Here is a 26,381-nt window from a genome sequence, read left to right as displayed (position 1 = left end):
CGCCTCCCGCCGCGCGCACCGGAACACGGCAGGGTGACGAGCGCAACACCGGTCCGGCCCCCTCCCGCGCGCTCACCCATTCCGCAGGCCGGAGCCGCGCACCGGCCCCGGTTTCCAAGGGCACGCGGCGCCCGCACCCAAGCATTGCGCGAAAGGGTACATATCGGTCTACCGTCCACCCCTCGGATCCGGGGCGAATACCCGAGCGCGCCCGCATCCGGCGCCGTAAGCTCCCGTCATGCAGGTGATCCAGTCAACGAAACTCGCCAATGTCTGCTACGAAATCCGCGGCCCCGTGCTCGAAGAGGCCATGCGGCTCGAAGCAGCAGGTCATCGCATCCTCAAGCTCAACACCGGCAACCCCGCGGCCTTCGGCTTCGACTGCCCGCCGGAGATCCTTGAGGACATGCTCCGCAACCTGGGCACCGCCCACGGCTACGGGGACGCGAAGGGGCTGCTCTCGGCGCGCCGCGCGGTGATGCAGCACTACCAGACCAAGGGCATCGACCTGGACGTCGAGGACATCTACCTCGGCAACGGGGTCTCCGAGCTGATCCAGATGTCGATGCAGGCACTGCTCGACGACGGCGACGAGGTCCTGGTGCCCGCACCGGACTACCCGCTGTGGACCGCGTCCGTATCGCTGGCCGGCGGCACCGCCGTGCACTACCGGTGCGACGAGCAGTCCGACTGGATGCCGGACCTCGCGGACATCGAGCGCAAGGTCACCGACCGCACCCGCGCGATCGTGATCATCAACCCGAACAACCCGACCGGCGCGGTCTACGACGACGAGATGCTGCGCGGGCTCACGGACATCGCCCGCCGCCACAACCTGATCGTGTGCTCGGACGAGATCTACGACCGGATCCTCTACGACGGCACCACGCACACGAACACCGCCGCCATCGCCCCCGACCTGCTGACGCTGACCTTCAACGGACTGTCCAAGAACTACCGCGTCGCCGGCTACCGCGCCGGCTGGATGGCGGTCTGCGGCCCCAAGAAGAACGCGTCCTCGTACATCGAGGGTCTGACGATCCTGGCGAACATGCGGCTGTGCGCCAACATGCCCTCCCAGCACGCCATCGCCACCGCCCTCGGCGGCCGGCAGTCGATCGTCGACCTGGTGCTGCCCGGCGGGCGGCTGCTCGAACAGCGCGACACGGCCTACGACCTGCTGACGCGGATCCCCGGCATCACCTGCGTGAAGCCCAAGGGCGCGCTGTACCTCTTCCCCAAGCTGGACCCGACCATCTACAAGATCAAGGACGACCGGCAGATGGTCCTCGACCTGCTGCGCGAGGAGAAGATCATGGTCGTGCACGGTACGGGCTTCAACTGGCCCGAGCCCGATCACTTCCGGATCGTGACCCTGCCGAACGCGAAGGACCTGGCCGACGCGGTGACCCGGATCGGGAACTTCCTCGACGGCTACAGCCAGCCCTAGGGGCGCCGCGACACCCTTAGGGGTTGCACCCGGCACACAGGAACAGGAATCAGCTCAACTTTAGAACGGATCCAATGTAGGATGGTCTCCTGACCCCGCAGGAGGCCTCCGCATGTACGAGCCGATTCGCAGCAAGTCGGTCGACGCCCGTATGGGCGGCCACCGCACCGACTACCCCCGCAGCAGCCGTTCCGAAGCGCTGGACATCCAGCTCGCCGGCCACCTCGCCGCGCTGCTCACCGTCACGGACGAGCTCGGCCTCGACGAGGCCGCGGCCCGCATCGCGGTGGAGGTGGCCCGCCTGCGCGGGGCGCAGCCCGCGCGTGCGCCCCGCGGCTCCGGCCACGACGCCGAGGCCGCCCCCTCGCTGCACCAGCGCGCCCACGACCTCGCCGCCCGCGCCCTGCTCGTCGCCGCCTCGCGCGCCGACACCACGGTCGCGATCCTCGCCGCCGAGCGCATGGACGCGCACGCCGCCGCGCTCGACCTCGTCGGCGCCCACTGACGGCCCCGGTCCGGGGCCGCGGAGGCTCCGGACCGGGCGCCCTTGCCCCGCGGGGCCGAGCCCGCGACTCCGCGCGGGCCGCACCCTCGTACGGGGCCGAACTCCCGCGCCGCGCTCCGTCTCACCCCCGCGCCGCGCCCGCGCCTCGCCGGGCGGGCGAACCCGCACCGCGGGCCGCCCCTAGGGGGCCGGGGTGAAGTCGGCGGCGGCGATACCGCACCAGGGGACCGTGGCCGGCGGCCAGATCGGCCCGAGCGCGTCGGCGCGCTCCACCGCGGCCGGGGAAACGCCGGGGATCTTCACCAGGGCCTGGGGGCCCCGCGCGTCCGGGACCGCCGGACCCGGACTCGGGACCGCGCCCGGGGCCGGGCCCGCGCCGGACGGAGTCGGCCCCGCGTCCGGCTGCTCGCGGAACTCCACGGTGACGACATAGGCCCCCTCGCCCGGAAAGCGGTTCACCGCCTCGACCGAGGCCGTCACCCGCCGGCTTGCCGGATCGATTCGGCAGTCCGTGATCCGTACGTCGTCCCGCGCGGCCCCGGCCGCACGCGCGACCGGCGCGCCGCCTGCCCACACGTACAGCCCCAGCGGGGCGAAGACCAGCAGTCCCGCCACGACCACCAGGGCGACCAGCCAGCCCTGCCATTTCAACGCACTCACGCCCATGGCACGATCCTCCCGGCCGCCCGCCCCGCTCACCAGCACCCACGGGCCCACACAGCATTTCGAAGTGGGACCGTCTGGTCACCTGCCGTTCACTCGGCTCGGCGCGGAATGTGGGTTTCCGCGAGCACGCTGCACCCGTGAGACGCATCCTGGGCATCACCCTGGCGCTCCTCCTGGTCGGCGGCGTCACAGCCGTCATCCTCACGGGGGGCAAGAAGCCGGAGGGCACGGCAACGAAGACCGTGCGTGGCGTCATCGGTTCGGAGAAGTCCGACTTCTTCCGCGACCCCGACGTCGTCAAGGCCCTTGCGGACAAGGGCTACACCGTGAAGGCCGAGACTTCGGGCTCCTGGGCAATGGACCAACTCGCCCTCAAGGAGTACGACTTCGCCTTCCCCAGCAGCAGTGAACCCGCCAAGGAGATCGAGGCCGCGGCCGGGGTGAAGGGCGCCCAGAACACCAGGCCCTTCTTCTCCCCGCTCGTCGTCATCGCCCGCTCCGACGCCGCCGGCGTCCTCAGCGACCACGGCCTCGTGAAGATGAACGGCAAGCACTCCGGCACGCTCCTCCTCGGCCCCTACCTGAAGGCCGCCGGCGAGGACAGGACGTGGCAGGGGCTCCAGGGCGGCGCCACCGCCCATCCGGAGCTGACCGGCACGGTGTTCATCAAGACCACCGACCCCGCCAGCTCCAACTCGGGCGCGCTCTTCCTCGCCACCGCCTCGAACGTGGCCAACGACTCGACCGTCGTCTCCGATGACGCCGGCATCGAGCGGACCGCGTCCCTGATGCGCAAGCTGATCTCCGTACAGGGCGCCCTCGAACCGAGCACCGACGACCCCTTCCGGGCCTTCCTCAGCGGCAGCGGCGAACCGCTCATCCTCGCCTACGAGTCCCAGGTGGCCAGCCTGCTCCTGCAGAACCAGCCGCCTGGCGACATGGTGGTCCTCTACCCGGACACCACCGTCAACTCCCCGCACACCTTCGTGCCCATCAGCGAGAAGGCCAAGGAACTCGGCGGCCTGCTGGCCGCCGACCCGAAGCTGCGCGAGCTCGCGATCCGCCACGGGTTCCGGCCGCGGGAGGGCGTGGCCGAGTTCACCGCCGCCACCGCGCCGCACGCCGCGTACCTCAACCCGGGGCTGACCGGCATCCGCCAGGTCGGCGCGCCGACCGTCAAGATCCTGATGGCGCTGGCCGCGCGCGCCAAGGGATAGGAGGCACACCATGACACTGACACCACCCGGCGCCGGCGCGGACGGCCCGCTCGTCCTCACCGCTCCCGAGCCCGTCGCCCCCGTCGAGCGGGAGCAGGCCGCCGGCCTCGTGCCGCTGCGGGACGGGGTGCGCGAGGAGATGGACCGGCGGGCCGGGGAGTACGTCGCCTCGCTCGCCGGCATCGACAGCCGCTCCCCCGAGTTCGCGACCCGGATCGGGGAGATCGCGGGCCTCGGATCCGCCGACATACGCGGCGCCGCCCAGCAGTCCAACCGCATGCTGGAGCGGGCCGTGCGCTCCCTCGGCTCGGACGGCGGCGGCGACGCCCAGGCCCGCGTCGCGACCTCCCTCGTCGAACTTCGGCGCACCGTCGAGGACTTGGATCCCCGCGACAGCCCCGCCAAGGGGGCCCGCAAGCTGCTCGCGAAGCTGCCCGGCGGCAAGAAGCTGCGCGACCACGTGGCCAAGTACGCCTCCTCGCAGACCACCCTCAACCGGATCGTCGGCGCGCTGCGCGGCGGCCAGGACGAACTGCGCCGCGACAACGCCGCCCTGCACACCGAGCGCGCCCGCCTGTGGGAGACCATGGGCAAGCTCCAGGAGTACGCGGTGCTCACCGAGGCCCTGGACGCGGCCCTCGAGGAGCGGATCGCCGGGCAGGGCGACCCGCGACAGGCGGAAGCGCTGCGCGTCGACGTGCTGTTCCCCGTGCGGCAGAAGCACCAGGACCTGCTGACCCAGCTGGCCGTCTGCGCGCAGGGCTACCTGGCGATGGACGTGGTCCGGCGCAACAACGACGAGCTGGTCAAGGGCGTCGACCGGGCCGCGACCACGACCGTGTCCGCGCTGCGGATCGCCGTGATGCTGGCCTCGGCGCTCGACAGCCAGAAGAAGGTGATCGAGCAGATCGGCACCCTGCGCGACACCACGGAGAGCCTCATCCGGGGCAACGCGCAGATGCTGTCCACGCAGAGCGGGGAGATCCAGCGGATCGCCGCCGACCCCGCGGTCGGCGCGGAGACGCTGCGGACGGCGTTCGCCCAGATCTACAAGACCCTGGACGCGATCGACACCTTCAAGGCGCAGGCCACCGAGAACATGGCGGTCACCGTGGAATCCCTGACCGGCGAGCTCCGCAACGCCTCCGCGTACCTGGCGCGCACCCGCACCGCGGGCGTCCTGGAAGGCGGCGACCGGTGAGCATCCGCAGCGCTGTGACGCGCAGGGGGACGACCGCCGTGGCACTGGCCGCCATGCTGCTCGGGGTGGGTGCCTGCACCTCCGAGGGCTCCGCCGACGGGCCGGAGCGGTCCGTGTACCGGGAGGGCAGGCTGCGCGTGCTGGCCTCCAGCGAACTGTCCGACATGGAAGAGGTCCTGAAGGCGGCGAGGACCGCCACCGGGGTCGAGGTGGAGCTGACCTTGTCGGGCACGCTCGACGCGGTCGAGCAGATCGTCTCCGGCGAGGCGGACGGCACGTACGACGCCGTCTGGCTCTCCTCCAACGACTACCTGCGGCTGCGGCCCGAGGCGGCGGGGAAGCTCGCGAGCGAGACCCCGGTGATGTCCTCGCCCGTCGCCGTCGGCGTGAAGCCGCAGGCACTGGCCCGGCTCGGCTGGAAGCCCGGGGAGGTCACCTGGCCGGCGGTGCACGAGGCGGTGGCCGCAGGGAAGCTGACGTACGGGATGACCGATCCGGTGCGCTCCAACTCCGGTTTCTCGGCGCTGATATCCGTCGCTTCGGGGCTCTCGGGCGCGCAGGCGGCGCTGACCGACGCGGACGTGGCGAAGGCGCAGCCGAAGCTGAAGGAGTTCTTCACCGGGCAGAAGCTGACCTCGGGTTCCTCGGGCTGGCTGGCGACCTCGTACACCACGCGCGGGGACGTCGACGCGCTGGTGAACTACGAGTCGGTCCTCCTGTCCATGAACCGGGACGCGAAGACGGACCTGACGGTGATCCGGCCGGTCGACGGCGTGGTCACCGCCCACTACCCGCTGACCCTGCTGACCTCGGCCCCGGCCGGGGCCCGCGAGTCGGGGCGGGTGCTGACCGACTACCTGCGCGGCGCCGGGGCGCAGAAGGCGATCACCGACAAGACCTTCCGGCGGCCCGTCGCCGCCGGGGTGACCCCGGCGGCCGGGCTGGACGCGGACAAGCGGCGCGAGCTGCCCTTCCCGGGCACCCGGTCCGTCGCGGACGGGCTGCTGGCCGGCTACGAGAACGAGCTGCGCCGGCCCTCCCGCACCGTGTACGTCCTGGACACCTCGGGCTCGATGGCCGAGGAGGACCGCATCGGCCGGCTGAAGGCGGCGCTCACGGACCTGACGGGCAGCGGGACCTCCGGGACCGGGCACCGGTTCCGGGACCGGGAGGAGGTGACGCTGCTGCCCTTCGGCGACAAGGTGAAGAAGGTACTGACGCACGTGGTCGAGCCGGGCCGTCCGGGACCGGCCCTGGACGCGATCCGGGGTGACGTGACGTCGCTGCGGCCGGAAGGCGGTACGGCCGTGTACGGCAGCCTGAAGGCGGCCTACCAGCACCTGGGGCAGGGCGACGCGGACGCCTTCACCTCGATCGTGCTGATGACCGACGGGAAGAGCGGTGACCGGGCGGAGGACTTCGACGCCTTCTACGCGGGGCTGCCGCAGGCGCAGAAGCGCACACCCGTCTTCGCGGTGCTCTTCGGCGACTCGGACCGCGGGGAGCTCACCCACATCACCGAACTGACCGGCGGCCGGCTCTTCGACGCCACCGGCGGCGGTTCCCTGGACGGCGCCTTCGAGGAGATCCGTGGCTACCAGTAGGACGGCCGGGAAGGCGTTCGGCGCGGCGGCGCTCGCCTACCTGGAGTCGGGCAAGAACCTGGCGGGCAGCGCCTGCGGCATCGTCGGGCTGGGCCTGACCCTGGCCGGGGTGGCCGGCGCGTACTGGCCCGTCGTGATCGCCGGGCTGTACGCGGCGGGCGCGCTCATCGCCCCGCCGGACGTGCCGCCGCCGCCCGTGGTTCCGGAACCCGCCGAGCAACTGGCGTTCGTACGGGAGGACTTCCTGCGGCTGCGGGAGTACGTCGGCGAAGTGGACCTGCCGTCGGAGCCGGCCGGGGTCCTCGCCGGGCTGCTGGAGCTGTACGCGGCGATGCTGGAGCCGGGCTGGGTGGCCGGCGTACTGGCCGCCGACCCGCAGGCGGTGCACGCGCTGACGCGGGCGATCCGCACGGACGTCCCGGAGTGCGTGGACACCTACAACCGGACCCGTTGGTGGACCCGGCTGACGGCGGGCGGGCCGTCGCCCGAACGCCACCTGGAGCGGCAGCTCTCGCTCCTGCGCGAGGAGGCGGAACGCACGACGGCGGACCTCCGTGAAACGGAGGTCCGCCGTCAGCAGACGCACACGACCTATTTGGAAGGTCGTAGGGAAGCCTAGGTCGGGACATCCCGCGTCGTTCCTACGGCCGGGGACAGCCGGCCGCCGGTTCTTGGGGGGCTGGGATCAGCCCAGGCGCTCGACGAGCGCGTCGTACTGGTCCCACAGTTCCTTCGGCGTGTGGTCGCCGTAGGTGTTCAGGTGAGCGGGGACCAGGGAGGCCTCGTCGCGCCAGACCTCCTTGTCGACCGTGAGCAGGAACTCCAGGTCGGCGGCCGCCAGGTCCAGGCCGTCGGTGTCCAGGGACGCGACGGTCGGCAGGATGCCGATCGGGGTCTCCACACCCTCGGCGGAGCCGTCGAGGCGCTCGACGATCCACTTCAGGACGCGGCTGTTCTCGCCGAAGCCGGGCCACACGAACTTGCCCGCGTCGTTCTTGCGGAACCAGTTCACGTAGTAGATCTTCGGGAGCTTGGCCTGGTCCTTGCCCTTGGCCACATCGACCCAGTGGCCCATGTAGTCGCCCATGTTGTAGCCGCAGAACGGCAGCATGGCGAAGGGGTCGCGGCGCAGCTCGCCGACCTTGCCCTCGGCGGCGGCGGTCTTCTCGGACGCGATGTTCGAGCCGATGAAGACGCCGTGGTTCCAGTCGAAGGACTCGGTGACCAGCGGCACGGCGGAGGCGCGGCGGCCGCCGAAGAGGATCGCGGAGATCGGGACGCCCTTGGGGTCCTCCCACTCGGGGGCGATCGTCGGGCACTGCGAGGCCGGGACGGCGAAGCGGGCGTTGGGGTGGGCCGCCGGGGTCTCGGACTCCGGGGTCCAGGCGTTGCCCTTCCAGTCGATGAGGTGCGCGGGCGCCTCTTCGGTCATGCCCTCCCACCAGACGTCGGAGCCGTCCGGGGTGAGCGCGACGTTGGTGAAGACGGTGTTGGCGTACATCGTCTTCATGGCGTTGGCGTTGGTGTGCGCGCCGGTGCCGGGGGCGACGCCGAAGAAGCCGGCCTCGGGGTTGATCGCGTAGAGGCGGCCGTCCTCGCCGAAGCGCATCCAGGCGATGTCGTCACCGACGGTCTCGACGGTCCAGCCGGGGATCGTGGGCTCCAGCATGGCGAGGTTCGTCTTGCCGCAGGCGGAGGGGAACGCGGCCGCGATGTACTTGGACTCCCCCTGCGGCGGGGTGAGCTTGAGGATCAGCATGTGCTCGGCGAGCCAGCCCTCGTCGCGCGCCATGACGGAGGCGATGCGCAGCGCGTAGCACTTCTTGCCGAGCAGGGCGTTGCCGCCGTAGCCCGATCCGTAGGACCAGATCTCGCGGGTCTCGGGGAAGTGCGAGATGTACTTGGTGGTGTTGCAGGGCCACGGCACGTCGGCCTCGCCCTCGGCGAGCGGAGCGCCGAGGGTGTGGACGGCCTTGACGAAGAACCCGTCGGTGCCGAGCTCGTCCAGGACGGGCTTGCCCATGCGGGTCATGGTGCGCATGGCGACGGCGACGTAGGCGGAGTCGGTGATCTCGACGCCGATCGCGGAGAGTTCGGAGCCGAGCGGGCCCATGCAGAAGGGGACCACGTACATGGTGCGGCCCTTCATGGAGCCGCGGAAGATGCCGCCCTCTTCGCCCTTGCCCGCGAAGAGCTCCTTCATCTCGGAAGGGGCCTTCCAGTGGTTGGTCGGGCCCGCGTCCTCCTCCTTCTCGGAGCAGATGAAGGTCCGGTCCTCGACGCGCGCGACGTCGGAGGGGTCGGAGGCGGCGTAGTAGGAGTTCGGGCGCTTGGCCGGGTCCAGCTTCTTGAAGGTGCCCTTGGATACGAGCTCCTCGCACAAGGCCTCGTACTCGGCCTCCGAGCCGTCACACCAGACGATGCGGTCCGGCTGGGTGAGAGCCGCGATCTCGCCGACCCAGGAGACGAGCTCCTGGTGATTCGTCGGGACGTCGGAAGTGGTGGGAGCCGCGTTGTCGCGCGCCACGATTGCTCCTTGTTGAGGGTTTGTTTGGTTTGTGCCCCGTGGGGGCTGCGACCCGGACGCTTCGCGCTCCGCTCATCCGGTGCCGACCGCACTCATCTGATCATCCGGTGCATGTGCGCATATGTCCAGAGGGCCTCTCACGTGAGCATCGCCACTCCGGTCAATCTTCCGTAAAGCGCATCAACAGAAACCTACGCAACCGTAGGTAGCATGGTCGCCATGACTTCTGACGCCGCTGCCATGGCCGCTCCGGTGGTCGAACCGGCAGATCCGGAGGCCAAGCCGCTCATGCGCGGCTGGCTGCACACCGGCATGTTCCCGGCCGTGGTGATCGCCGGCCTCGTCCTCATGGCCTTCACCGACTCGACCCGGGCCCGGGTGGCGTGCGGGGTGTACATCCTCACGGCGTGCCTCCTCTTCGGCGTCAGCGCCGTGTACCACCGCGGTACGTGGGGCCCGCGCGGCGAGGCCGTCCTGCGGCGGCTCGACCACGCCAACATCTTCCTGATCATCGCGGGCACCTACACACCGCTGACGGTGCTGCTCCTGCCGGACTCCAGCGGACGGACCCTGCTGTGGGCGGTCTGGATCGCGGCCGCGGCCGGCATCGCCTTCCGCGTCTTCTGGGTCGGCGCCCCGCGCTGGCTCTACACACCCTGCTACATCGCGATGGGCTGGGCCGCGGTCTTCTTCCTCCCCGATTTCATGCGGACCGGCGGGATCGCCGTCCTGGTGCTCGTCATCGTCGGCGGCCTCCTCTACAGCGCGGGAGGCGTCATCTACGGCATGAAGCGGCCCAACCCCTCGCCGCGTTTCTTCGGCTTCCACGAGGTCTTCCACTCGCTGACGCTGGCCGCCTTCGTGGCGCACTACGTCGGCATCTCGCTGGCCGCCTACTCGCACTGAGACGGATCGCGGCGGCCGCCGCGGCCGCGCCGGCCGCCACGATCCGGCCGACCCCGTGACGTGCCGCCGCCCCGGACGGTTCAGGGGCGCGCCGGGCCCAGTTGCCCGGCCAGCTCGGCCGGGTCCGTCGTGGGGCGTGCGCACACGAAGTGCCGGCACACGTACGCCGCCGGGAGGCCCTCCACGAGCCCGCGGCCGACCAGCAGCGGGAACTCCCCGCCGCTGCCGTCCGCCGCGCTCGGCAGACCGGCCGCCACCACCGCCCCCGGAGCCGTCCCCAGCAAGGCGGTGCGGTGCAGCCCCGCCGTCGCCGGATCGTCCGGGTGTCCCACGACGGCGACCTCGCGCGGACCGTCGACGAGCGCCTCGGCCACCGCCAGCCCGTGCCCGATGAACCGCGGCACGCGCGGACCGAGCGCGTGCACCACCGCGAGCGCCCGCTCCGCCGCCGTGCGGTGCGGCTCCGAGCCGGTGTGCGCGGCATAGGAGAGCAGCGCGCCCGCGGCGGCGGTCCAGCCGGAGGGGGCAGCCGTGTCGGTCGGGTCCTGGGGCCGGCGGATCAGCGGCTCGGCGTCGTGCGCGGTGTCGTACAGCGTGCCGTCCTCGGCGGTGAACCGGTCCAGGACCAGGTCGAGGAGGAAGCCGGCGAATTCCAGCCAGACCCCTTCGCCGGTGACCGCGGCCAGCGCGAGGAACCCCTCGGCGACGTCCCCGTAGTCCTCCAGCACTCCGGCGTTGGCCCCGACGTGCCCGTCCTTGCTCGTCCGCGCCAGGCGGGCCCGCCCGGCCGCCGCGTCGAAGTGGACCCGTACGAGGAGGTCGGCGGCCTCGGTCGCCCGCTCGACCAGATCGGGCCGGTCGAAGAAGGCCCCGCACTCGGCGAGGGCGGCGACGGCCAGCCCGTTCCAGGCGGCGACGACCTTGTCGTCCCGTCCGGGCGCGGGCCGCGCCGCACGGGCGGCGAGCAGTCGCTCCCTGATGCCGGCGAGGCGCTCCGGGGCGATGTCCGGACCGTCCGCGGGGAGTTGCAGTACGGACATGCCGTGCTCGAAGGTCCCCTCCTCGGTCACCCCGAAGCAGGCGGCGGCGAGCGCCCCGTCCTCCTCGCCCAGCACCTCGCGCAGCTGCGCGGGCGTCCAGGCGTAGTAGGCCCCCTCCACGTGCTTGCCGGTGGCCGGATCCTCGCTGTCGGCGTCGAGGGCCGAGGCGAACCCTCCCTCGCCGGTGCGCAGTTCACGGACCATGAAGTCGGCGGTCTCCAGCGCCACGCGCCGGGCGAGTTCCGACCCGGTCGACCGCCACAGGTGGGCGTAGACACGGCACAGCAGCGCGTTGTCGTAGAGCATCTTCTCGAAGTGCGGGACGATCCACTCGCGGTCCACGGAGTACCGGGCGAACCCGCCGCCGAGCTGGTCGTACATGCCGCCCCGGGCCATGGCCTCACACGTTTCCACAGCCATCTGCAGCGCCCCCTCGGCCCCCGTCCGGGCGTGGTGGCGCAGCAGGAACTCCAGCACCATGGACGGCGGGAACTTCGGCGCACCGCCGAACCCGCCGCGCACGGCGTCGAAGTCGCGCGTCAGACCGAGCAGCGCCTGCGCGAGCTCCTCGGGTCCGGGCGCGCCCGCCTTGCCGTAGTCGAGCTTGCGTCCCGCGAGGTCTTGGACGATCCGCTGCGCGACCTCGGCGACCTCCTCGCGCCGCCCCACCCACGCGCTCCGCACGCCTTCGAGGACCTGCATGAAGGAGGGCATGCCGTGCTTGGGCTCGGGCGGGAAGTAGGTGCCGAAGTAGAAGGGCTCGGCGTCGGGGGTCATGAACACGGTCATCGGCCAGCCGCCCTGCCCGGTGGCCGCCTGCACGGCCTCCATGTAGACGGCGTCGACGTCGGGGCGCTCCTCGCGGTCCACCTTGACGTTGACGAAGTGCTCGTTCATGTAGGCGGCCGTCAGCTCGTCCTCGAAGCTCTCGCTAGCGAGTACATGACACCAATGACAACTGCTGTACCCCACACTCAAAAGAACAGGCACGCCGCGCTCCCTCGCCTCAGCGAAGGCCTCCGGGGACCAGGGCCACCAGTCGACGGGGTTGTCGGCGTGCTGGAGGAGGTACGGCGAGGTCTCGTTCGCGAGGCGGTTCGGCATGGGGCCATCCTGCCGCACCTCAGTGCCGTCGCAGCGGAGCCAGGTGGCGGGTCCATGTGTCGCGGGTGCGGGTCCAGGTGGTGGCGCAGTCCGAGCGGGACGGGGTCGCGAGGTCCTCGTGGCGGTCCGGGGAGTGGCCGTAGACGGCGCAGCGGTGGGACTCGGCGCGGGCCGCGTCCGGGGCGTGTTCGTCCTCGGGATCGGGCTCGGGGTCGGCCGCGGCCGCCAGATCGTAGGCCCGGGCCGCCGTCAGGAGGGTCTTGTCGCCCTCGGGGTCCGCGAGCAGCAGCACCGCCCGGGCGAAGCCGTCGGCGGCGTCCTCCTCGGCGCGATCGCCCTCGTCCGGAAGGTCCAGCGCGTCGATGACGGCGTGGCCCGCCTCGTGGTAGAGCGTCTCCCGGACGACCTCGGAGACGGCCTCGGAGAGGTCCTCGTCGCCGTGGGACCCGGCGCGGGCGAACAGCTCGCGCTCCTCGGCCAGGTCGTCGTAGCAGAGCTCGATGCGCCGGGTCGCCGGGTCGTAGCCGGTGCCCTCGCCGTGGCAGGACCGGGCGATGACGGCGACCGGGTGGGGGAGGTCGACGTACGCGTTGAGGTCGGCGAGGACGAGCTCGGGGAGTTTCCTGTCGCTCAGGAAGCGGTGGTCGGCCCTGTCGGCCGCCACGGGTTGCTCGTAGCGGAGCCCGAAACCCCGTTCGGGCGGCGGCTCTTCGGCCCAACCGCAGCCGGCCGTCGCGAGCAGCAGCGCCGCCACCGCGCACGGTCCAGCGGCCCCCCGGCTTCTGCTCACCGGGACACCCTATGCGACCGGTTGGGAGTCAACTCCCTCTGAACTAGCTCAGATTCCCTCGCGCTCACGACCGTACCGAAGGACACTTGGGGCACGGTGCCGGAGCTCTCTGAGGGGGATGCCGATGCGGGACAGCCATCGCGGTGAGGCCGAGCGGATGCTGGAACGGGCCGTGGACGAGGAGGCCCGGCGCGGAGCGGGCGGTGCCGCCGGCAGCCCCGAGGCCAAGGCGGCGCTGCTCGCACGCGGCAAGGACGCCCTTGACGCGCTCGCGTCCGGCGCGTCCGACGAGTACGAGGCGTACGCGCGGGCCCTGGACGAGGCCGCGGCGGGGGACGAGTCGCTGGGCGAGGCCTTCCGGCGCGCCAACACCTCGACGGCGCTGCTGGTCACCGCCGTGGCCGCGGCCGCCGCCGTCGGGGCGGACCTGGCCTTCGGCGTGGAGCTCGGCACGGCCCTGGCCGCCGGGGCCGTCGCGGGCGTGGCCGGGGCGACGGCGACCGTGGCCAAGGTGACCGCCCTGCACCTGCCGGCGGCGAACCGGCGCGCCGGGGAGCTCGGCCGCCCGGGCGGAGCCGAGCAGTTGAAGCTGACGTGGCTGTCGGCACTGGAGGTGCGCGGGATACGGCCGTTCTTGGAGCAGCAGCGCAAGGTGGCGGCGGCCGCCCGCACCTCCTCCGCCACGCACCCCGCTCACACCACCGCGAACGGGAGCGGCGGCGGCGTCCTGCTCCACCCGCGTACCACCAACCGCAGCGCCGAGGCCCGCCGGCGGAGCATGCTGGAGCAGTCCTTCGGGCAGCTGCCCGAGCTCGACGGGGTGTTCGTGGGCCGGCGGGCCGAGCTGACCAGTATCGCGCAGTGGGTGCGCAGCGCCCGGGCGAGCACCGAGACCCGTCCGGTGGTCGTGGTCCTGCACGGCGAGCCCGGGGTGGGCCGCACCACGCTGGCGCTGCGCGCCGCGCACGCGTTGCGGGACCAGTTCAAGGGCGCCTGCGTGGTGGACCTGCGCGGCGGCGCGGCCGAGACGCCGCTGCCGACCCGCGAGGCGCTCCTGCACCTGATGAACCGGCTGGGCGCCCCCCGCGAGCAGCTCCTCTTCCGGGAGGGCTCCTCGGCGGAGCAGCAGGTGCGCAGGCTCGGCGAGCTCTACCACCAGCACCTGCAGGGCACCCCGGTGACGGTGGTCCTGGACGACGCCGTCGACGCCGCGCAGGTACGGACGCTCGTGCCCGAGCGCTCCGAAAGCCTGGTCCTGGTCACGGCGCGGGAGCCGCTGGACCTGCCCGCCGATCTTGCGGCCTGGGTGTACCAGCTGCCGGTGACCCGGCTGGCGGAGGAGTACGGCGGCGAGCTGGTCCGGGCGGGTGCGGTGGCCGTGGGGCCGCCGCGGGCGGCGGGGGGTTCGGCGGCGGCCGGCGCCGAGCCGGATCCGGCGGGTGACGACGGCGCCGCGTACCGCGAGGAGACCTCGCGGGGGCTGCTCGCGCTCGGCGCCGGCCTGCCGCTGGCCCTGCGCGTACTGGCTCCTCTGGTGACCGCGCGGCATCCCGAGGGCTTGGCGGCGCCCGGGGATCCCGCGGACTCCTTGGACGCCGCGCTCGACCTGGCCTACGCCTCGCTGACCGAGGAGCGGCGCCGGCTGCTGCGCCGGCTCACGCTGGCGGGCCGGGCCTCGCTCGGCGCGGCCGCGGCGGCGGCGCTGGTCGACGCGGACCAGGTGGAGGCCGGGCGGCTGCTGCGCGAGCTGGCCGCGGCCGGTCTGCTGGACCACGTGCGCGGGGAGCGCTTCCGGATGCACGACGCGGTGCGCTCGTACGCGGCGGACCGGCTGACGCGCGACGAGGACCGGGCCGGGGCCGCGGCGGCGCACGAGCGGCTGATCCGGACGTACGCGCAGCTCGCCGACTCCGTGATCCGCATGGTCGACGGGAAGATGTCGACGCGCGCCAACCACTTCGGGAGCCACGGCTTCACCTCCCTCGACGCGGCGCTGCGCTGGCTGGACGAGGAGTCGAGTTTCATCACGGCGGCGCTGCGGCACTCGGAGGGCGTGGACCAGCAGGCGGTGCTCGACCTGCTGGGCGCGCTGTGTGACTTCTGCCTGCTGCGCGGGGACCTGTACCGCCTCGGCGAGATCAACGAGCTGACGCAGGCCGTGGAGGCGGGCCAGCAGGGCGAGGCCGGGCAGCAGGGGCAGCCGGGGCGCCTGGCGCGCTCGGTGCAGTGGCGTACGGGCATCGCGGCCCGCCAGCTCGGCGAGCTGGACAAGGCCCGCACGACCTTGACCTCGCTCGTCGACCAGTACATGGACGCCCACCAGGAGGCCGGCGCGGGCATGGTGCTGGTCTCGCTGGGCATCACCCTGCACCACCAGGGCAACCTTCCCGAGGCCGCGGCCCGTATCCGGGAGGCGCTCGCGCTCCAGACGTCGGCCGAGCTGGCGGGCGACCGCGCGTGGGCCCTGCACGCGCTGGGGGCGGTCGAGCGCGACCGCGCGAACCTCGCGGAGGCGCTGCGGCTGCTGCGCGAGTCGCTCGTCCTGCACCGCGAGAGCGAGAGCGTGCACGGCGAGGCGTGGGCGCACCTCCAGCTCGGCCAGGTCTACCTGCGCCTGGGCGAGGTGGGGCGCGCGGAGGCGGAGCTGCGCCTGGCCCTGGAGCTGTACGGGCGCACGCGCGACGACCGCGGCCAGGCCTGGGCGCTGACGCAGCTGGGCCGGGCCCGGGTCGTCGCCGGGGATCCGGGCCCGGCGCTGGAGCGGCTGCGCGACGCGCTGGCCCGGCACCGGGAGGCCGAGGACGCGCGCGGGGAGGCCTGGACCCTGTACTACCTCGGGCAGGCTCTGGAGGAGGCCGGGGAGCGCGACCGGGCGGTGCGGGAGCTGGAGCGGGCCCGCACGATGTTCTCGCGGATGCGGGACGTGTACGGGCTCGCGCACGCCCGCCACCACTCGGGGCGGGTGACGCGCGACCAGCGGGCGGCGCAGACGGGGAACCTGCGCAACTCCGGCTTCGCCCGCCAGCTCCTGGTGGACGCCCGGGCCGATTTCCGCAGGATCGGGCTGGCCCATGGCGAGGCCTGGACGTGCCTGGAGCTGGCGGTGGTGGACGCGGGCAACGCGCGCGTCGCGCAGGCGGTGGGCCTGTGCGAGGAGGCGGTGCGGCTGTTCATCTCCTACGGGGACCGGCGCGGGGAGGACTGGGCGCGCTTCCTGCGCTGCACGCTCCTGCCGTACGCACTGCCGGGAGCCGCGGACGAGGCGCGGACGGAGCTGTCGCGGCTGGCGGCGGCCCCGCACCCGATGCGGGACGGGCGCCTGGACGACTGCCTGGAGTCCTACGCGGTGATCCTGGCGCGCGGCGTCGACCCGTCGGAGGGCTGGCAGGCGTGGCGGCTGTCGCTGGTGCCCGATCCGCAGTCGCGGGAGATCATGGGCGTCTCGGTGCCGCTTCCCCCGCACTAGCGGCCGACGCCGTCGCGCTGTCCCGCCGTCCCGACGGCCCGCCGTCCCGACGGCCCGCTGTCCCGGCGGACGGGGCGGCTCGGGGCGCCCGGCCGCGTGCGAAAGCCCGCCGCCCGCCGTTCCTCGGCTGGGCGGCGGTCGCACGAAGCGGCGTCAGGGGGTCGCGGCCCTTACGGGGCGCGCGTACCGTCCGCCGGGGTGGGCTCCGGGGCTTCCTTGAAGTCGACGCGGCCCATGTGCCGGCTCATCGACTTCATCAGGCCCCACACGCCCAGGGCGAGGGCCGCGAACACGAGGAAGCCCAGGAGTCCGGGGGTCACCTTGTTCTTGTCGAAGGTGTCACCCGCCAGCGGGAGAAGCTCGTTCAGTGCTGCCTGCGTAGCGCTCATAGCTACGCATTCTCCCGGATGCCCGCGAAGAGGTCGGACTCGGGGAGGGAAGTGTCGACGAGCGACTTCGCCAGCTCGTACTCCTCGGTCGGCCAGACCTCCTTCTGGATCTCCATGGGCACGGTGAACCAGCCGCCGTCCGGGTCGATCTGCGTGGCGTGCGCGATGAGGGCCTTGTCGCGGATCTCGAAGAACTCGGCGCAGGGCACGTGCGTGGTCAGGGTCCGCTCGGCGCGCTGGAACTCCTTCCACCGCTCCAGCCACTCCCCGTAGGGGGACTCCAGGCCGCGCGAGAGGAGCGCCTCGTGCAGGGCGATGGTCCGCGGCTTGTTGAAGCCCTGGTTGTAGTACAGCTTCTGCGGCTGGTACGCCGGGCCGAAGTCGGCCTCCGGGTACTTCTCGGTGTCGGCCGCGCCTTCGAAGGCGACCATCGAGATCTTGTGGGTCATGATGTGGTCGGGGTGCGGGTAGCCGCCGTTCTCGTCGTAGGTGGTGATCACCTGCGGCCGGAAGGCGCGGATCTTGCGCACCAGCCCGCCGGCGGCCTCGTCGAGGTCGGCCAGGGCGAAGCAGCCCTCGGGCAGCGGCGGCAGCGGGTCGCCCTCGGGCAGGCCGGAGTCGACGTATCCCAGCCACTCCTGGTCGACACCGAGGATCTCGCGGGCCTCGTCCATCTCCTTGGCGCGGACCTCGTGGATGTGCTCCTCGATGTACTTGTCGCCCTGGAGCTTGGGATTGAGGATGGAGCCGCGCTCACCGCCCGTGCAGGTCACCACCAGCACGGACACCCCCTCGGACACGTACTTGGCCATGGTGGCCGCGCCCTTGCTCGACTCGTCGTCGGGGTGGGCATGGACGGCCATCAGTCGAAGCTGCTCGGTCAAGACAGGATCCTCTTTGAGTCGTCAGGGCGTACGCCTCTTATAGTGACCGAATCGGGGGGTGGAAAAATTCCGGGGGGTCGCCCCGGGATTTCCGGTGTTCACCCGTCTCGAAGGGAACGATCGATGAGCGCGGTGCGCGAAGGGCTGCCCGAGGGCCGCTACGGCCGGTCGGCGGACGAGCGGGCCGACCGAAAGCTCAAGATCATCGGTTCGGTGCTGGGCGTCGGGCTGCTCGGTGTGGTCGGGTGGATCGGCTGGGACTACGTCGCCGGGCAGAGCGTCAGTGCCGAGGTCATCAAGTTCCAGGTGGTCTCCGACAACGCGGTCGAGGTGCACCTGGAGGTCCGCAAGGACGCCTCGGTCACCGGCGTGTGCACGCTGAGCTCGCAGGACGAGGGGCACGGCGAGGTGGGCCGCGCGGACTTCACCTTCGCGCAGGAGGGCGAGCGCGTGGACGAACTCGTCACGTTGAAGACCACGGGCCGGGCCACGATGATCGAACTGATCGGCTGCCGGGCGGCCGGCTCCGCGAACTGAGGGGCAACACGCCGGACGGCGGAGTGGTTCCTTCCGGCGGAAGGCCGTTTTCAGGCTTCCGCCGCCGCGTCCCGGCGCACTTCACACACTTCGTGTCCTCCCCCTTCCCTTCCTGAATTGTTAGGCTCGTGGTTTCGTCCGCCGCTGGCGGCTTTTGTAGTCCCTGTACCGACGAGGAGCACCCCGTGACCCAGACGAGCGAAAGCGTCACCTGGCTGACCCAGGCGGCGTACGACCAGCTGAAGGCGGAGCTGGACTACCTCTCTGGTCCCGCCCGCACGGAGATCGCTGTCAAGATCGCGGCCGCCCGTGAGGAGGGCGACCTGCGTGAGAACGGCGGTTACCACGCGGCCAAGGAGGAGCAGGGCAAGATGGAGCTCCGCGTCCGCCAGCTGACGCAGCTCCTGGAGAAGGCCAAGGTCGGCACCGCGCCCGCGTCCGAGGGCGAGGTCGCCCCCGGCACGCTCGTCAAGATCGCCTTCGACGGCGATGTCGACGACACCATGGAGTTCCTGCTGGCGTCGCGCGAGTACGCCTCCTCGGACTTCGAGACCTACTCGCCGCAGTCCCCGCTGGGCACCGGCGTGATGGGCAAGAAGATCGGCGAGGACGCCGAGTACGAGCTGCCGAACGGCAAGAAGGCCTCGGTCAAGATCCTTGACGTCAAGCCCTTCACCGGCTGATCACCCCCCTCCGCAAAGATTTCGCCCCGCCGGACAGCTGCCCGGCGGGGCGAGGTCTTTTCCGCTGCGGCCGGGGCCCCTGGGGCCCCGCGGCGGATCGTGCGGTCAGGCCGTCGCCGAGCGGTACTTGCGCACCGCCAGGGTCCGGAAGACCACGATGATCAGGATCGACCAGAGGACGGACGCCGCGACCGGGTGCTGCATCGGCCAGGCATCGGGGGTCGGGTAGCCCGGCGGCAGGTTGCCGAAGAGCTCGCGCGCCCCCTGGACGGTGGCGCTGAAGGGGTTCCACTCCGCGATGTGCCGCAGGAACGTCGGCATGTTGTCGGAGGGGACGAAGGCGATCGAGATGAACGTCAGCGGGAAGAGCCAGATGAGTCCGCCGGAGGTGGCCGCCTCCGGGGTGCGCACCGACAGGCCGATCAGCGCGCCGATCCAGGAGAAGGCGTAGCCGAGCAGGAGCAGCAGGGCGAAGCCGCCGAGCACCTCGCCGATGTTCGTGTGGGTGCGCCAGCCGACGAGCAGCGCCACGATGGCCAGGACGACGAGCGTGAGGGTGGTCTGGACGAGGTCGGCCAGGGTGCGGCCGGTCAGGACCGCGCCGCGGGCCATGGGCAGGGAGCGGAAGCGGTCGATGAGGCCCTTGTGCATGTCGTCCGCGATGCCCGCGCCCGCGCCGGCCGTGGCGAAGGTGACGGTCTGGGCGAAGATGCCCGCCATCAGGAACTCGCGGTAGGCGGCGGGCGAGGTGTTGCCGCCGACGGATATGGAACCGCCGAAGACGTAGCTGAACAGGACGACGAACATCACCGGCTGGATCACGCCGAAGATGATCATCTCGGGGATGCGGGACATGCGGATCAGGTTCCGCTTGGCCATGACCAGGGAGTCCTTGACCCCTTGGACGATCCCGCCGCTCGGCCGGGGCGCCGCCAGCTCGGGCGTCGTGGGGGTGAGGGTCATTTCGTCGCCTCCTTGCGGGCCTTGCGGCCGCCCTTGGTGTCGGCGGGCCCCTCGCCGTTCTCCTCGGCCGCCAGCTCCGCCGCGTGGCCGGTCAGGGAGATGAACACGTCGTCCAGGGTGGGGCGGCGCAGCCCGATGTCGTCGATCTCGATGCCGCGTCCGTCCAGCTCGCGGATGACCTCGGCGAGCAGCTTGGCGCCGCCGGAGACCGGGACGGTCAGCTTGCGGGTGTGTTCCTCGACGGCGGTCTCGCCCTTGCCGAATCCGGCGAGGACCTCGCGTGCGCCGGCCATGTGCGCGCGCTCGTGCACGACGACCTCGACGCGTTCGCCGCCCGTCCGGGCCTTGAGCTCGTCGGAGGTGCCGCGCGCGATGACCTTGCCGTGGTCGACCACGCAGATGTCGTGCGCGAGGTGGTCGGCCTCCTCCAGGTACTGCGTGGTGAGCAGCAGGGTGGTACCGCCCGCGACGAGCTCCTGGATGATCGCCCACAGTGCCTGGCGGTTGCGCGGGTCGAGGCCGGTGGTGGGCTCGTCCATGAACATCACGGGCGGGCTGACCACGAGGGCCGCCGCGAGGTCGAGGCGCCGGCGCATGCCGCCGGAGTACGTCTTGGCCGTGCGGTCCGCGGCGTCGCCGAGGTTGAAGCGCTCCAGGAGTTCGGCGGCACGGACCTTCGCCGCCTTGGCGCTCATCTGGTAGAGCTGGCCGACCATTTGGAGGTTCTCACGGCCGGTCAGGTATTCGTCGACGGCGGCGAACTGGCCGGAGAGGCCTATCGCGCGGCGGACTTCGTTGGGGTGCTTGAGGACGTCTATGCCCGCCACGACGGCCTTGCCGCTGTCGGGCTGGAGGAGGGTGGTCAACACGCGCACGGCCGTTGTCTTGCCCGCGCCGTTGGGGCCGAGCAGGCCCAGGACGGTGCCTTCGGGGACGTCTAGGTCCACGCCGTCCAGTGCCCGTACATCGCCGAAGGTCTTGACCAGGCCTTCGGCGTAGATGGCGCCTGGCATATGGATTCTCCCAGTGTGGATCGGGCCACCAGAATCGGTGCGTTCCTACGCGAAATCTTATGGGCGCGGGTCTGGACCCGCGGTCCGGGCGCCACCGTAACGCGCTATATCGCGTGCCGCCACGGAATTTGCCGGGTCGCGCGGACGTACGGGTCGCCCGCCGACCTCACGCCGCCCCGGCGGCCCGGCGGCGCGCCGCGAGATCCGGGAGGGACGGCTCAGCTCATCACCTTGTACCCCGCGCCGTGCAGCGACCGGGCGACCTCCGCGCAGTGCTTCGGCCCCTTCGTCTCCAGGTGCAGTTCCACCTCCACCTCCGTGAGCCCGAGCCGCGGGTCGGTCCGCACGTGGCTCACGTCCAGAACGTTCGCGTCCACCACCGACAGCACCGCCAGCAGACCGGCCAGCGCCCCCGGCCGGTCGGTCACGCGCAGCCGCAGCGACAGGTAGCGCCCGGCCGCCGCCATGCCGTGCCGCAGGATCCGCTGGAGGAGCAGCGGGTCGACGTTGCCGCCGGACAGGACGGCCACCACCGGGCCGCCGCCGTACAGTTCGGGCTCGCTCAGCAGCGCGGCCACCGGGCTGCAGCCGGCCGGTTCGACGACCATCTTCGCCCGCTCCAGGCAGAGGAGCAGGGCACTGGACAGCGCGTCCTCCGACACCGTGCGGACGTCGTCGAGCAATTCCCCGATGATCTTGAAGGGGATGTCCCCGGGCCGCCCGACCCTGATGCCGTCCGCCATCGTGACCGGGTTGTCGACCGACACCGGGTGCCCGACCTTGAGCGAGGGCGGATAGGCGGCCGCGCCCGCCGCCTGCACGCCGATCACCCGGACGTCGGGGCGCAGCGACTTCACCGCGACCGCCACCCCGGCCGCGAGCCCGCCGCCGCCGATGCCCACCAGGATCGTGCGGACCTCCGGGCACTGCTCCAGGATCTCCAGGCCGACGGTGCCCTGGCCCGCGATGATGTCGCGGTGGTCGAAGGGGTGGATGAAGACCGCCCCGGTGCGGTCCGCGTACTCCTGGGCGGCGGCCAGCGTCTCGTCGACGACCTGCCCGTGCATCCGTACCTCGGCGCCGTACTCCTGGGTCGCGGCCACCTTCGGCAGCGGCGCCCCCATCGGCATGAACACCGTCGAGCGGACCCCGAGGAGCGAGGAGGCGAGCGCCACGCCCTGCGCGTGGTTGCCCGCGCTGGCGGCGACGACGCCGGCGGCGCGCTGCTCGGGGCGCAGGCCCGCGATGCGCACGTACGCCCCGCGCAGCTTGAAGGAGCCGGTGCGCTGGAGGTTCTCGCACTTGAGGTGCACCGGTGAGCCGGTGAGCGAGGAGAGGTACCGGCTGCCTTCCATCGCGGTCACCCGGGAGACGCCGGAGAGCATCTTCTGGGCTCCCCTGACGTCGTCGAGGATGACCTGCGGGACGGGCTGCGGCACTCGGTAGTTCATGCGGCCAGTCTCGCAGCCCCCGCGGAGCGCGGCGCAGGGCGAAAGTCCCGGCAGGCGGGCCCCGACGGTCGATATCCGGCCATCCGGGACGGCCCGCGTCCGGGCTCCCGTACGGGCCGTACCAGTTCTCGTACGAGGAGTACGGGCCGCCGCACGGCCGCGTACTCTGTCCCCCATCCTTGTCGGCCCCATGCGAAGAGAGCTCACGGCCATGCCCTCCACCTCGGCCAGTTCCGACCTGCCCGCGCCGGCCGGCGCGCCCGCCGAAGCCGGTCTCCTCGACGCGCTCCAGCACCAGGTGGCGGTCTTCGCCCGGCGCGCGGAGCAGACCCGCCTGGGCGGGGTCGGCCAGGCCCGCAACTCCATGGACCGGGCCGCGTACCTGCTGCTGAACAGGCTCGACCTGGAAGGCCCGATGGGCGTCAAGGCGCTCGCCGGCGGCATGGGAATCGACTCCTCCACCGTCACCCGGCAGGTCGCGCCGCTCGTCGACAGCGGCCTCGTCAAGCGGACCTCGCACCCGGAGGACGGCCGGGCCGTGGTGCTCGCGCTCTCCGCGCGCGGGCTCGCCCGGCTGGAGGAGGTCCGCTCCTCGCGGCGCGAGCTGATGGCCCGGGTGACGGAGGGCTGGAGCCAGGACGAGCGCGAGTCGTTCACCGGTCTGCTGACCCGTTTCAACATCTCGCTGTCCGAGCTGATGTCGGCGGGCTCCGAGGCCGGACCCGCTTCCTGATCCGGGTGCGACCGACCTCTTGACCGGGGCGGTCCCGCAGGCCGCACTATGTGCACTGTGGACCAAGGGCCGGGCCCCTACGCCGAGTTCGAAGCCTTCGTCGCGGGTGCGGCGGGGCGGCTCCTGCGCGTCGCGATCCTGCTCACGGCCGAGCCGGAGCAGGACGCGCCCGCCGCGCGCGGGCTCCTCGGCGGGGCGCTGGCCCGTACGTACGCGAACTGGCGCAGGCTGCGCGGGGACGATCCGTACGACTACACCCGCCAGGAACTGTGCGCCGCCTTCGCCCGGACCGGCCGCCGCCACCACGGCGGCAGCGGGGTCCTGGCGCCGCTGGGCCCGCTGGAACGGCTCGTGCTGGTCCTGCGGATCTACGAAGGGGTCGCGGAGGAAGTCACCGCGGCGCAGCTGGGGCTTGCGCCCGAGCGGGTGCGGGCGCTGTGCAACCGGGCGGTGGCCGGGCTGCGCCCCCGGCACGCCGGCGTCACCGGCTCCGGCTCCGACGCCCGGCCCGATCCCCAGCGGCAGGAGGCCGCATGAGCCGCCCGGACCCCAAGGAAGTCCAGGTCAGGCAGCTCCTGGAGGGCCCGTACCCGACGCTGCCGACCGGATTCGCGGCGGGCGCGGCGGCGCGCGGCGACCAGCTGCTGCGGCGCCGCGCGGTGGTGCGCAAGATCGGCTGGACCCTGCTGGGCGCGGCGGTGGTGGCCTTCCTGGTGTGGGCCTCGCTGACCCACGCGTGGACGACGCCGTCGAGCGAGGTCTCCCCGCCCTGGCAGGACTGGTGAGGCGCCCCGGCGAAACCCGGCCGGCGCCGGGCCGCTCCCCGCGGGGGCAGCGGCCCGGAGCCGGTACGGGACCTAGACCTTCCCGGTCAGAGCACTAGCCCAGCGCCTGCGTCAGGTCCGCCAGCAGGTCGTCGACGTTCTCGATGCCGACCGACAGGCGGACCAGGTCTCCGGGGACCTCCAGGGCCGAACCGGCCACCGAGGCGTGGGTCATGCGGCCCGGGTGCTCGATGAGGGACTCGACGCCGCCGAGGGACTCGCCCAGGGTGAAGAGCTTGGTGCGGTTGCAGACCGCGACGGCCGCGTCCTCGCCGCCGGTGACCTGGAAGGAGATCATGCCGCCGAAGTTGCGCATCTGCTTGGCGGCGATCTCGTGGCCCGGGTGCTCGGGCAGGCCCGGGTAGAGGACCGTGTGCACCTTGGGGTGCCGGGTCAGGAGCTCCGCGACCTTCGTCGCGTTCTCCGCGTGCCGGTCCATCCGGACGGCCAGCGTCTTGATGCCGCGCAGCACGATCCACGAGTCGAAGGGCCCGGCCACGGCGCCCATCGCGTTCTGGTGGTAGGCCAGTTCCTCGCCCAGCGCCGCGTCGGCGGTGACGAGCGCGCCGCCGACGACGTCCGAGTGGCCGCCCATGTACTTGGTCAGCGAGTGCACGACCACGTCCGCGCCGAGCGCGAGGGGCTGCTGGAGGTAGGGGGACGCGAAGGTGTTGTCGACGACCAGCTTGGCGCCGGCCGTGCGCGCGATGTCGGCGACGACGGCGATGTCGGTGATGCCGAGCAGCGGGTTGGAGGGGGTCTCGACCCAGATGACCTTGGTCTTCGGGGTGAGGGCGGCCCGCACGGAGTCCGCGTCGGAGGTGTCGGCCACCGACCACTCGACGCCCCAGCGGGAGACGACCTTCGCGAAGAGGCGGAAGGTGCCGCCGTAGGCGTCGTTCGGGATGACCACGTGGTCGCCCGGGGAGAGCAGCGTACGCAGCAGGCAGTCCTCGGCGGCGAGCCCGGACGCGAAGGCGAGGCCGCGCCGGCCGCCCTCCAGCGCCGCGAGGTTCTCCTCGAGGGCGGTGCGGGTCGGGTTGCCGCTGCGGCTGTACTCGTAGCCGCCGCGCAGTCCGCCGACGCCGTCCTGCTTGTAGGTGGACACCTGGTAGATCGGGGGCACGACCGCGCCGGTCAGCGGGTCCGCCGTATTGCCCGCGTGGATGGCACGGGTCTCGAAGCTCTGGTGCTCGTGGCTGTCGCTCATGGCCCGATGCTATGCCCCGTCCGGCCCCCGCGCGGCCCTGGTCCCGGGGTCCGCCGGGGCCCCTATTGGCCTTCGCTCGGGTACGTCTGGTTCGCTGGGGGCATGGAGATTTTGTGGTTCCTGCTCGCGATCGGCCTGCTCATGGCCGTCGTCGGACCGTACGTACGGCGCAGGCGCGGCGGCCTGCGCCTGGTCTCGCCCGGCAGCCCGGACGCCGCCGACCCCTCGGACTACGGATTCGCCCGCCAGGAGGACCTCGACATCCGGATCCCGGGCCCCGACCAGGACCTGATGGACGCCCTCACCAACGTGCAGCGCACCGGGCAGTGGCAGGCCGCCTCCCAGCTGCTGGCCGGCACCCCCAAGGAGGGCGAGGTGCGCTGGCAGCGCGTCCAGGCCTTCGCCGGCTCGGCGGCGCTGGAACTCTCCCGGGAGCCCGGGGCGGGCGCCCGCTGGCTGAAGGCGTGGCGGCTGGAGGCGCCGAAGGACGCCGGCGGCGCGCAGGTGCACGCCGAGCTGCTGGCGCAGCAGATGTGGCGGCGCCCGGAGGGCGTCAGCGACGCCGATGTGCGGATCATCGCGGAGGAGGCCCGGGAGTCCTGCCGCACGGCCGCGCTGCTGGCCCCCGGCGACCCGGTTCCGTACGTCATCGAGCTGGCCGTCGCCCGGATGCTGCACTACTCGGAGGCCGAGTACGACGCGCTGTGGGCCGAGGTCATGGACCGGGCTCCGCAGCACATGGGCGCGCACCTGGCCGCCCTGAACTACTGGTGCGAGAAGTGGCACGGGTCCCGGGACAAGGCCGACGCCTTCACCCACCACGCGGCGGCCCGCGCCCCGCAGGGCTCGCTGCTGGCGGCGCTGCCCCTGTTCGCGCTGTACGAGCACGTCCCCGACGTCGTCCTGATCCGCAGCTTCCACCAGAGCGCGACCGTGACCCGGGCGGTGGAGGGCGCGCTGTACGCCGTCCACAGCGCCCGGCCCGACGACCCGATGCTGGCGCACGTGCGCCACCTGCTGCTGCTGTTCCTCGTCGGCGGCGAGCGCTGGGCCGAGGCGATGGAACAGGTCCGCCACGTCGACGGCTACGTGGGCGCCCTCCCCTGGTCGGCCGACCCGGACCCCGCGGCCTCGTACGCGGTCTACCGGGCCCTGGCGGTCGCCGGCTACGAGGCGAACGGCGGCTCCCCGGCAACCCTGCCCCACTGACGGCCGCGC

At 72.4% G+C, this 26,381-nt stretch carries 24 protein-coding genes; 14 read left to right on the top strand and 10 right to left on the bottom strand.

Going from position 1 to position 26,381, the window contains the following annotated elements; genetic code table 11:
- Positions 1-238: 238 nt before the first annotated feature.
- Both ACFWBY_RS09535 and ACFWBY_RS09530 read left to right on the top strand, forming a co-directional pair.
- Positions 239-1,450, top strand: a complete 1,212-nt coding sequence (locus tag ACFWBY_RS09535; RefSeq protein ID WP_385336977.1) for a pyridoxal phosphate-dependent aminotransferase — start codon at positions 239-241, stop codon at positions 1,448-1,450.
- Positions 1,451-1,562: 112 nt separating this feature from the next.
- Complete coding sequence (locus tag ACFWBY_RS09530; RefSeq protein WP_385336974.1) at positions 1,563-1,955, top strand: hypothetical protein; 393 nt, start codon at positions 1,563-1,565, stop codon at positions 1,953-1,955.
- A 180-nt stretch (positions 1,956-2,135) separates the two neighbouring features.
- Here the strand turns inward: ACFWBY_RS09530 and ACFWBY_RS09525 are convergent, their stop codons facing one another.
- The gene (locus ACFWBY_RS09525) at positions 2,136-2,621 is read right to left on the bottom strand and encodes a hypothetical protein (protein WP_385336972.1); all 486 of its coding nucleotides are present in this window, start codon (positions 2,619-2,621) and stop codon (positions 2,136-2,138) included.
- A gap of 137 nt (positions 2,622-2,758) precedes the next feature.
- Between ACFWBY_RS09525 and ACFWBY_RS09520 the strand changes: the two genes are divergently transcribed.
- Genes ACFWBY_RS09520 through ACFWBY_RS09505 form a run of 4 tightly spaced genes read left to right on the top strand, consistent with a single transcriptional unit; the run spans position 2,759 to position 7,262 of the window.
- Positions 2,759-3,838, top strand: coding sequence for a hypothetical protein (locus tag ACFWBY_RS09520; protein ID WP_385336970.1), 1,080 nt, complete (start codon positions 2,759-2,761; stop codon positions 3,836-3,838).
- A 10-nt stretch (positions 3,839-3,848) separates the two neighbouring features.
- Positions 3,849-5,039: a toxic anion resistance protein gene (locus tag ACFWBY_RS09515; protein WP_385336967.1), complete on the top strand. Its 1,191-nt coding sequence runs from the start codon at positions 3,849-3,851 to the stop codon at positions 5,037-5,039.
- A gap of 53 nt (positions 5,040-5,092) precedes the next feature.
- Positions 5,093-6,643, top strand: coding sequence for a substrate-binding domain-containing protein (locus tag ACFWBY_RS09510; RefSeq protein ID WP_385337078.1), 1,551 nt, complete (start codon positions 5,093-5,095; stop codon positions 6,641-6,643).
- Positions 6,630-7,262, top strand: a complete 633-nt coding sequence (locus ACFWBY_RS09505; protein WP_385336964.1) for a hypothetical protein — start codon at positions 6,630-6,632, stop codon at positions 7,260-7,262. The genes ACFWBY_RS09510 and ACFWBY_RS09505 overlap by 14 nt, the downstream gene beginning before the upstream one ends.
- Before the next feature lie 66 nt (positions 7,263-7,328).
- On the opposite strand, the gene ACFWBY_RS09500 is transcribed toward ACFWBY_RS09505, so the two are convergent.
- Positions 7,329-9,170 (bottom strand): phosphoenolpyruvate carboxykinase (GTP), encoded by a 1,842-nt coding sequence (locus ACFWBY_RS09500; protein ID WP_385336961.1) that lies wholly within the window; start codon positions 9,168-9,170, stop codon positions 7,329-7,331.
- A gap of 219 nt (positions 9,171-9,389) precedes the next feature.
- On the opposite strand from ACFWBY_RS09500, the gene ACFWBY_RS09495 reads away from it, so the two are divergent.
- The gene (locus ACFWBY_RS09495; RefSeq protein ID WP_385336958.1) at positions 9,390-10,076 is read left to right on the top strand and encodes a hemolysin III family protein; all 687 of its coding nucleotides are present in this window, start codon (positions 9,390-9,392) and stop codon (positions 10,074-10,076) included.
- 80 nt (positions 10,077-10,156) lie between these two features.
- Here the strand turns inward: ACFWBY_RS09495 and ACFWBY_RS09490 are convergent, their stop codons facing one another.
- The gene (locus ACFWBY_RS09490; RefSeq protein ID WP_385336956.1) at positions 10,157-12,220 is read right to left on the bottom strand and encodes a thioredoxin domain-containing protein; all 2,064 of its coding nucleotides are present in this window, start codon (positions 12,218-12,220) and stop codon (positions 10,157-10,159) included.
- Positions 12,221-12,239: 19 nt separating this feature from the next.
- Entirely contained in the window at positions 12,240-13,010 is a 771-nt protein-coding gene (locus ACFWBY_RS09485) for a DUF4344 domain-containing metallopeptidase (protein WP_385336953.1), read from the bottom strand.
- 124 nt (positions 13,011-13,134) lie between these two features.
- Here ACFWBY_RS09485 and ACFWBY_RS09480 point away from each other — a divergent pair, with 124 nt between their 5' ends.
- Positions 13,135-16,476, top strand: a complete 3,342-nt coding sequence (locus ACFWBY_RS09480; protein ID WP_385336951.1) for a tetratricopeptide repeat protein — start codon at positions 13,135-13,137, stop codon at positions 16,474-16,476.
- A 170-nt stretch (positions 16,477-16,646) separates the two neighbouring features.
- Here ACFWBY_RS09480 and ACFWBY_RS09475 read toward each other — a convergent pair whose 3' ends face one another.
- Entirely contained in the window at positions 16,647-16,865 is a 219-nt protein-coding gene (locus ACFWBY_RS09475; RefSeq protein WP_385336949.1) for a hypothetical protein, read from the bottom strand.
- A 2-nt stretch (positions 16,866-16,867) separates the two neighbouring features.
- Complete coding sequence (mca, locus tag ACFWBY_RS09470; protein WP_385336946.1) at positions 16,868-17,749, bottom strand: mycothiol conjugate amidase Mca; 882 nt, start codon at positions 17,747-17,749, stop codon at positions 16,868-16,870.
- A 123-nt stretch (positions 17,750-17,872) separates the two neighbouring features.
- Here mca and ACFWBY_RS09465 point away from each other — a divergent pair, with 123 nt between their 5' ends.
- Together ACFWBY_RS09465 and greA are read left to right on the top strand one after the other, a co-directional pair.
- Entirely contained in the window at positions 17,873-18,286 is a 414-nt protein-coding gene (locus tag ACFWBY_RS09465) for a DUF4307 domain-containing protein (RefSeq protein WP_385336943.1), read from the top strand.
- A gap of 185 nt (positions 18,287-18,471) precedes the next feature.
- Positions 18,472-18,969 (top strand): transcription elongation factor GreA, encoded by a 498-nt coding sequence (gene greA, locus ACFWBY_RS09460; RefSeq protein ID WP_385336940.1) that lies wholly within the window; start codon positions 18,472-18,474, stop codon positions 18,967-18,969.
- A gap of 105 nt (positions 18,970-19,074) precedes the next feature.
- Here the strand turns inward: greA and ACFWBY_RS09455 are convergent, their stop codons facing one another.
- The 3 genes from ACFWBY_RS09455 to ilvA form a co-directional block, all read right to left on the bottom strand.
- A complete protein-coding gene (locus ACFWBY_RS09455) occupies positions 19,075-19,932 on the bottom strand; it encodes an ABC transporter permease (protein ID WP_385336937.1) in 858 nt (285 codons plus the stop codon).
- Positions 19,929-20,945, bottom strand: a complete 1,017-nt coding sequence (locus ACFWBY_RS09450; protein WP_385336935.1) for an ATP-binding cassette domain-containing protein — start codon at positions 20,943-20,945, stop codon at positions 19,929-19,931. Before ACFWBY_RS09450 ends, ACFWBY_RS09455 begins: the two co-directional genes overlap by 4 nt.
- Before the next feature lie 218 nt (positions 20,946-21,163).
- A complete protein-coding gene (gene ilvA / locus ACFWBY_RS09445; protein WP_385336932.1) occupies positions 21,164-22,396 on the bottom strand; it encodes a threonine ammonia-lyase in 1,233 nt (410 codons plus the stop codon).
- 211 nt (positions 22,397-22,607) lie between these two features.
- Between ilvA and ACFWBY_RS09440 the strand changes: the two genes are divergently transcribed.
- The 3 genes from ACFWBY_RS09440 to ACFWBY_RS09430 are packed head-to-tail and all read left to right on the top strand — an operon-like array spanning position 22,608 to position 23,914.
- Positions 22,608-23,129: a MarR family winged helix-turn-helix transcriptional regulator gene (locus ACFWBY_RS09440; RefSeq protein WP_385337075.1), complete on the top strand. Its 522-nt coding sequence runs from the start codon at positions 22,608-22,610 to the stop codon at positions 23,127-23,129.
- A 48-nt stretch (positions 23,130-23,177) separates the two neighbouring features.
- A complete protein-coding gene (locus ACFWBY_RS09435; protein ID WP_385336929.1) occupies positions 23,178-23,666 on the top strand; it encodes an RNA polymerase in 489 nt (162 codons plus the stop codon).
- The gene (locus tag ACFWBY_RS09430; protein ID WP_385336926.1) at positions 23,663-23,914 is read left to right on the top strand and encodes a hypothetical protein; all 252 of its coding nucleotides are present in this window, start codon (positions 23,663-23,665) and stop codon (positions 23,912-23,914) included. Before ACFWBY_RS09435 ends, ACFWBY_RS09430 begins: the two co-directional genes overlap by 4 nt.
- A 94-nt stretch (positions 23,915-24,008) precedes the next feature.
- On the opposite strand, the gene ACFWBY_RS09425 is transcribed toward ACFWBY_RS09430, so the two are convergent.
- A complete protein-coding gene (locus tag ACFWBY_RS09425; RefSeq protein ID WP_385336923.1) occupies positions 24,009-25,163 on the bottom strand; it encodes a cystathionine gamma-synthase in 1,155 nt (384 codons plus the stop codon).
- A 102-nt stretch (positions 25,164-25,265) separates the two neighbouring features.
- On the opposite strand from ACFWBY_RS09425, the gene ACFWBY_RS09420 reads away from it, so the two are divergent.
- Complete coding sequence (locus ACFWBY_RS09420) at positions 25,266-26,372, top strand: hypothetical protein (RefSeq protein WP_385336920.1); 1,107 nt, start codon at positions 25,266-25,268, stop codon at positions 26,370-26,372.
- Positions 26,373-26,381 lie beyond the last annotated feature (9 nt).

The sequence above is a fragment of the Streptomyces sp. NPDC060049 genome, assembly GCF_042736715.1.
Classification (GTDB): domain Bacteria; phylum Actinomycetota; class Actinomycetes; order Streptomycetales; family Streptomycetaceae; genus Streptomyces.
This window is presented reverse-complemented; position numbering and strand designations above follow the sequence as displayed.